The 534-nt window shown below is 66.5% G+C and carries 1 pseudogene; it reads left to right on the top strand.

Annotation, left to right across the window (positions count from 1 at the left end):
• Nucleotides 1–534, top strand: a pseudogene (locus tag DIE02_RS35285) (phosphomannomutase/phosphoglucomutase); the annotation flags it as partial.

The following is a 534-nucleotide window of genomic DNA, read 5'->3' as shown; positions in this document are numbered from 1 at the left end:
CAAGATGGTGCTGCGCGGCGCGGCGATCTACGGCGAGCAGATCCAGGCGCTGTACCGCCGCATCGTCGACGAGCGCTATGAAACGGGCAGCGGCGCGTTCGAGCAGTTCGATGTCGCCGATCAGTACATCGCGCGAATCGTGGGCGACATCAAGCTCGCGCGCCCGCTGAAGCTCGTCGTCGACGCCGGCAACGGCGTCGCGGGTCCGCTCGCGACGCGCCTGTTCAAGGCGCTCGGCTGCGAACTCGTCGAGCGCTTCACCGACATCGACGGCACGTTCCCGAACCACCATCCCGATCCCGCGCACCCGGAAAACCTGCAGGACGTGATCCAGGCGCTGAAGGACACCGACGCCGAACTCGGCTTCGCGTTCGACGGCGACGGCGACCGCCTCGGCGTCGTCACGAAGGACGGCCAGATCATCTATCCGGACCGCCAGCTGATGCTGTTCGCGGAAGAAGTGCTGTCGCGCAACCCGGGCGCGCAGATCATCTACGACGTGAAGTGCACGCGCCATCTCGCGCAGTGGGTGAA

This window comes from Burkholderia sp. Bp8991 (genome assembly GCF_003853795.1).
Lineage (GTDB): Bacteria > Pseudomonadota > Gammaproteobacteria > Burkholderiales > Burkholderiaceae > Burkholderia.
Note: the sequence above shows the minus strand (reverse complement) of the source record. Positions and strands in the feature narration are given on the sequence as shown.